Source organism: Propionivibrio sp., from assembly GCF_017995515.1.
Lineage (GTDB): Bacteria > Pseudomonadota > Gammaproteobacteria > Burkholderiales > Rhodocyclaceae > Propionivibrio.
In genome coordinates, this window is sequence record NZ_JAGOIT010000141.1 from 1 (window position 1) to 6,522 (window position 6,522).

6 protein-coding genes are annotated in these 6,522 nt (G+C 65.2%); all 6 read right to left on the bottom strand.

Features of this window, described 5'->3' with window-relative positions:
* A partial coding sequence (locus KBA32_RS15865) for an NADH-quinone oxidoreductase subunit C (RefSeq protein ID WP_294360979.1) occupies positions 1–475 on the bottom strand: 475 nt, incomplete at its 3' end.
* 15 nt (positions 476–490) lie between these two features.
* Entirely contained in the window at positions 491–1,942 is a 1,452-nt protein-coding gene (locus tag KBA32_RS15870) for a hydrogenase 4 subunit F (RefSeq protein WP_294360981.1), read from the bottom strand.
* A 186-nt stretch (positions 1,943–2,128) separates the two neighbouring features.
* Positions 2,129–2,833, bottom strand: a complete 705-nt coding sequence (locus tag KBA32_RS15875; RefSeq protein WP_294360984.1) for a formate hydrogenlyase — start codon at positions 2,831–2,833, stop codon at positions 2,129–2,131.
* A complete protein-coding gene (locus tag KBA32_RS15880; protein ID WP_294360987.1) occupies positions 2,830–3,783 on the bottom strand; it encodes an NADH-quinone oxidoreductase subunit H in 954 nt (317 codons plus the stop codon). The genes KBA32_RS15875 and KBA32_RS15880 overlap by 4 nt, the downstream gene beginning before the upstream one ends.
* The gene (hyfB, locus tag KBA32_RS15885) at positions 3,780–5,789 is read right to left on the bottom strand and encodes a hydrogenase 4 subunit B (protein ID WP_294360992.1); all 2,010 of its coding nucleotides are present in this window, start codon (positions 5,787–5,789) and stop codon (positions 3,780–3,782) included. Before hyfB ends, KBA32_RS15880 begins: the two co-directional genes overlap by 4 nt.
* 79 nt (positions 5,790–5,868) lie before the next feature.
* A partial coding sequence (gene metG, locus KBA32_RS15890) for a methionine--tRNA ligase subunit beta (RefSeq protein ID WP_294360995.1) occupies positions 5,869–6,522 on the bottom strand: 654 nt, incomplete at its 5' end.

Sequence of the window (6,522 nt, forward strand, 5' to 3'; positions counted from 1 at the left end):
CGCCGTTGCCTTCGACGCGGACGAAGGCGTAGTCCTCGTTCTTCGCCTCGAAGCGCTTGTCCGGCGTGTCGCGACGCAGCGGGAAGTGGTCGGCCGGCCAGTTGTCGTGGCGCAGCCAGGGACGTTGGTCACCAGCGTCCGGTCGGATGCCGACCAGATCGCGCACGGCGCGCTGCATGCGCTCGGCTGTTGGAAAGATGATCGACAGATCGGGGTACTGCGGGTCGTCGGTCGGTAGCGGCAGCGTCAGGCAAACGAGACCGGGCGAGAGGTCGAAGGCGAGGTGCAGGGCGAACCCGTGTTGTGCGTCGCGGTCGCGCTCGTCGCTGCCCCACAGCGCGACGAGGCGGCGTTCGTCGGCATGCGCTGCCTTGCAGAAGGCGAGCAGCTCGCGTTCGCTGACGCGCGCGGCGCAGGTGAAGGCGGCGTGGTCGGCGAGCAGTTCGAAGTCGATGGACAGGTTGAAGAATTGCATGGCGCGCTTCCGTGATTAGCCGATCAGTCGCGCCGCCTGCCGATACCACTCGGCGAGGTAGGGCGGAATCCACAAGCCGAGGAGAAGCACCAGCCCGAGATGCAGGAAGACGGGCAGCAGCGCCGGGTTGTGCGAGAGCGGCTTGACCGACGGCTCGCCGAAGACCATCGCCTGCACCCGGTGGAACATCGTCGCGAAAGCGACGCCGAGCGCAACGAGCAGCAAGGGGACGGCCCACGGATGGTGCTTGATCGCCGTGGTCAGGATCATGAACTCGCTGGTGAACACGCCGAATGGCGGCATGCCGAGGATGGCCAGCGAGCCGAGCATCAGCCCCCAACCGATCGTCGGCGAGCGTTTGAGCAGGCCCTGGATGTTCTCGATGACTTGCGTGCCGGCCATCTGCGACGCGTGGCCGACGGCGAAGAAGATCGCCGACTTGGTCAGCGAATGCACGGTCATGTGCAGGAGGCCGGCGAAGCTGGCGACCGGGCCGCCCATGCCGAAGGCGAAAGTGATCAATCCCATGTGCTCGATCGACGAGAAGCCGAACAGGCGCTTCACGTCCTTCTGGCGCGAGAGGTAGAAGGCGGCAACGACGACGGTCAAGAGGCCGAAGCCCATCATCAGGTTGCCGGCGAAGCTGCCGTCGAGCGCGCCGTCGACCAGCACCTTGCAGCGAATGATCGCGTACAGCGCGACGTTGAGCAGCAGGCCGGAGAGCACGGCGGAAACGGGCGTCGGGCCTTCGGCGTGTGCGTCGGGCAGCCAGTTGTGCAGCGGCACGAGGCCGGTCTTGGTGCCGTAGCCGACGATCAGGAAGACGAAGGCGAGTGAGAGCACGGTCGGTTCAAGCTGCGTCTTGACCGAATCGAGGTGCGTCCACAACAGTGCGCCGTGTTCGGCGCCGATCACGCGTTCGGCGGCGAAGTAGATGAGGATCGTCCCGAACAGCGCCTGCGCGATGCCGACGCCGCACAGGATGAAGTACTTCCACGCCGCCTCGAGGCTGGCCGGCGTGCGGTAGAGCGCGACGAGCAGCACGGTGGTCAGCGTCGCCGCTTCCATCGCCACCCAGAGGATGCCGAGGTTGTTGGTCGACAGCGCGATCAGCATGGTGCACATGAACATCTGGAACATGCTGTGATAGAGGCGCAGGCGTCCGCTCGAGAGTTTGCCGTGGTCGTGCTCGATGCGCATGTAGGGCGTCGAGAACAGCGAGGTGGTGAAGCCGACGAGCGCGGTCAGCGCGATCAGGAAGACGTTGAGCGGGTCGACGAAGAACTGCTGATCGAAGGCGCGCGTCGGCCCTTCGGCGACGATCCGCGTGGCGAGCAGGACGGAGGCCAGGAAGGTGAGCAGGCTGCACGCCGAATTGATCGCCGCCGCCTCGCGGCGATGGCCGAACAGCGCCAGCAGCAGCGAGCCGACGAAGGGGATGACGAGGACGAGGGCGAGTTCGGTCATTCCAAAAACCTCACCGTAAAGACGCAAAGGCGCAGAGGGCGCAAAGTAAACAACGCATTGACGCCATTTGATCAATCGCCCAGCGGGCGATTGAGGGCAACCCGCACTGTTTGCTCTGCCCATTCATCTTCTTTGCGAACCTTCGCGTCTTTGCGCCTTTGCGGTGAAGATCTGAATTTTTCAGGATCATCGTTGCTTAACCCCTTCCTGTTCGCGCTCCTTTTCCCGCTCCATGTGGCGGATGTCGAGGCTGTCGAACTGTTCGCGGATCTGGAAGAAGAAGACGCCGAGAATCACCATGCCGACCAACACATCGAGGGCAATGCCGAGTTCGACGACCATCGGCATGCCGTAGGTGGCGCTGGTCGCGGCGAAGAAGAGGCCGTTCTCCATCGACAGGAAGGCGATCACCTGCGGCACCGCCTTGCTGCGCGTGATCATCATCAGGAAGGAGAGCAGCACGCAGGCGAGGGCGATGCCGAGCGTCGAGCGCGTGATGGTGCCGGCGAGCTGCGAGATCGGCTGGGCGACGTTGAAGGCGACGATGACGAGCGCGATGCCGGCGAGCATCGTCGTCGGGATGTTGAGCAGCGTCTCGACATCCCACTTGACCGATAGCTGCCGGATCAGGCGATGCAGGATGTAGGGCAGCCCGATCACCTTGAGCAGCACGGTGAGCGCGACCGACCAGAAGAGATGGCTTTGTCCGGTGGTCAGCGCGACGATCAGCGTCGAAGCGGCGAGGACCATGCCCTGCATCATGAACAGGTTGATCAGCGTCAGGATGCGCCGCTGCGCCAGCATGGCGAAGCCGAGAAGCAACATGATCGCTGCGCACAGGTTGATGAGCTGCCCTGCGAACGGAATCAGCTGGAGCGCAGAGAGGCTCATGTCCCGGTCTCCAGCAACAGATGCACCAGCATCGCCAGCACGCCGAGCAGGAAGGCGGTGCCGAGGAACTCCGGCGCGCGGAAGATGCGCATCTTGGCGCTCAGCGTCTCGATCAGCGCGAGGATGAAGCCGCCGACGGCGAGCTTGATGACCATGAACAGGCCGGCGACGGCGAGCGCCTGCGGCTCGGCCGAGGCGGCAATCCCCATCGGCAGGAAGAGCGCGATGCCGAGGCACGAGTAGGCAAAGAGCTTGAGCGCTGCCGCCCACTCGATTAGCGCGAGGTGGCGGCCCGAGTACTCGAGGATCATCGCCTCGTGGATCATCGTCAGTTCGAGGTGCGTGGTCGGGTTGTCGACCGGTACGCGCGCGTTCTCGGCGAGCGACACCATGGTGAACGCGACGCCGGCAAAGGCCAGGCTCGGGTAGATGACGAAGTCGCTGTTTGCGAGCATCTGCACGATCGAGGCGAGCGAGGTCGAGCGCGAGATCAGCGAGGCGGTGAAGAACACCATCAGCAGCGCGGGTTCGGCGAGAAAGCCGATCAGCATCTCGCGGCGCGCGCCGAGCGAGCCGAACGACGTGCCGACGTCCATGCCGGCCAGCGCGATGAAGACGCGGCCGAGCGCGAAGAGGCCGACCAGCGCGATGGCGTCGGCGGCCGGCGCGAACATCAGCTCGGTCGACAGCGTGGGGACGATCGCCGAGGCCAGCGCCATGCACGAGAAGATGACGTAGGGCGCGGCGCGGAACAGCGGCGAGGCGTTGTGCGCGAGCAGCACGTCCTTGCGGAACAGCTTGGAGAGCGTGTAGTAGCTCTGCAGCAAGGGCGGCGCCGAGCGGTTCTGCAACCACGCCCGGCACTGGTTGACCCAGCCCGTGAGCAACGGCGCCAGCAGCAGGGCCGTGACGAGTTCCAGCAACTGGGCGAGGAAGGCGTAGGCGTTCATCCGCGCGTCAGGATCAGGAGGGTGAGCAGCGTCGCGAAGCTGTAGAGCAGGTAGATCGCGATGCGCCCCTGTTGCAGGAAGGCGGCGAGGCGCGTGCCGCGTTCGACGATACGGACGAGCGGCAGATAGAGCCAGTACCAGATCGGGTCTTCGACGATGCTGCGGTAGCGCGGTTTCAGGTCGAACGGCGACGGATGCTCGCGCGTGCGGCGGAAGAAGGGCGAAAAAATCCGGCGGATCGGTTGGCCGAAGCCTTCGGCCGTGTCCTGCATGCGGCTCGTCTGCATCGGGTAGCCGCAGTCCCAGGCCGGCACGCGCTGTGCCCGACCGTGGAAGCGGCGGCGCACGAGCCAAAAGACGAGCGGCATGAAGACGAGCAGCCCGCCGAGGAAGATCGCCGGGCTGTAGCTGGCGCGGTCCTCGCTGACCGGCGCCAGCAGCCACCAGCCGTAGTTGCTCGATACGTAGCGCAGGCCGCTGCCGACGAGCATGCGCGTGATCGGGTCGAGCAGGGCGATGACCAGGTTCGGCAACAGGCCGAGCAGCACGCAGCCGGCGGCCAGCCAGAGCAGGCCGGCGCGTTCGAGGTGGTTGGCGTCGTGCGCCTGCGTCAGTCGCTCCTCGCGCGGCTGGCCGAGAAAGACGACACCGAAGAACTTGACCATCGCGAAGCCGGCGAGCGCGGCGATCAGCGCGATGGCGCCGGCGCCGACCGGCAACAGCATGTTCAGGTAGCCGTGCGGCAGCGCGGCGGTGAACAGGAAGCTCTGCAGGAGCAGCCATTCCGAGACGAAGCCGTTGAGCGGCGGGATGCCGGCCGAAGCGAGCACGCCGACCAGCGCGACCCACGTCACCCAGGGCATGTGATGGATCAGGCCGCCGAGCTTGCCGAGATTGCGTTCGCCGGTGGCGTGCAGCACCGAGCCGGTGGAGAGGAAAAGGAGACTCTTGAAGAAGGCGTGATTGAGGCAGTGGTAGAGCGTTGCGGTGAGCGTCAGCGCCGCGAGGTTGAGCAGGAGGAAGGTCTTGAAGATCAACGTCAGCCCGAGACCGACAAAGATCAGCCCGATGTTTTCGATCGACGAATAGGCAAGCAGGCGCTTCATGTCGTTCTGCACGGTCGAGAAGATCACGCCGAACAGCGCGGTGGCGAGTCCGAGGACGAGCAGGAGCGCCCCCCAGCCCCAGTGTTGCGCGCTCAACAGATCGAAGCTCACGCGCAGCAAGCCGTAGATCGCCGTCTTCAGCATGACGCCGCTCATCATCGCCGAGACCGGCGACGGCGCGGCGGGGTGCGCTTCCGGCAGCCAGATATGCAGGGGCAACAAACCGGCCTTGGCGCCGAAGCCGAACACGGCCAGGAGAAAGGCGATCGTCGGCCAGATGCCCAGCGTCGGGAACGAACGCATTGCGTCGAAGGTGTAGTCGCCCGTGCTGCCGGCCATCACGCCGAAGCAAAGCAGGATGGCCAGCGCGCCCATATGCGCGATGATCAGATAAAGATACGCAGCGCGCCGGATCTCGGCGTGCCGATGTTCCGAAGCGACGAGGAAGAACGAACTGAGCGCCATCGATTCCCACGCAACCATGAAGGCGTAGCCGTCGTCGGCGAGGAAGATGAAGACGATGCTGGTCAGGAAACCGTGATAGAGCAGGCAGTGCAGGCCAGGTTGCCCGCCTTCGCTGGGGCGGAAGTAGCCGGCGGCGTAGATCGAGATGCCGGCCGAGGCGGCGCCGAGCAGGACGAGGAAGAAACCCGAGAGCGCGTCGAGGCGCAGGTGGAACGGCAGATCGGGCAGGCCGAGCGGCAGGATGCGGACCTGCGGGGCGGCGGCGAGACTGGCCAGCGCGATGCCGGCGACGGCGAGGCTGATCAGCGCGCCGAGCGGAAAGAGCACCCGGCTGATCAGTCTGAAATTGTGCGGCTGACTTACCCCGACAAGACCGATCGCCAGCCAACTGCAGGCGGCGATCACGATCAGGTCAAGCGACGTCAGTTCGCTCATCTCAGGCGCTATCCTCAGTGATGCATGAGTCGGCGCCTTGGGTTGTGTATCTCGTTAGTGGGCGGTTGTCATGCCCGATTTATTTTACGCGCATTCCCGGCTGGGCGCCGCTGTCCGGCGCGAGCAGGAAGATGCCCGGCGTCTTGCCTTCGGCGTCCGACGCGGCAAGGATCATGCCTTCGCTCAGGCCGAACTTCATCTTGCGCGGCGCGAGGTTGGCGACCATCACCGTCATGCGACCGATCAGCGTCGCCGGGTCGTAGGCCGACTTGATGCCGGCGAAGACCTGGCGCGGTTTCTCCTCGCCGATGTCGAGCGACAGGCGGATCAGCTTCTCGGCGCCTTCGACGTGGCCGGCGTCGACGATCTTCGCCGCGCGCAGCTCGATCTTCATGAAGTCGTCGATGCTGATGTGCGGATTGGCTTCGGCGGCGATTTCGGTGGCGGGTGCGGTCACTTTCTTTTCCTCTTTCTTTTCAGTCTTCTTTGCCGGGGCTTGCGCTTCGGCCGCTGGGGCGAGTGTCGTCTTGTTGGCTTCGACGAGCGCGGTAACGAGCTTCGGATCGACGCGCGTCATCAGGTGGCTGTAGGCGTTGATCGCGTGGCCGGCCGGCAGCGGCGTCGCCGCATCCGTCCAGCCGAGCGGCGCGATGTCGAGGAAGGCTTCGACGGCTTCGGCGACCTTCGGCAGCACCGGCTTGAGGTACAGCGTGAGCAGGCGGAAGGCTTCGAT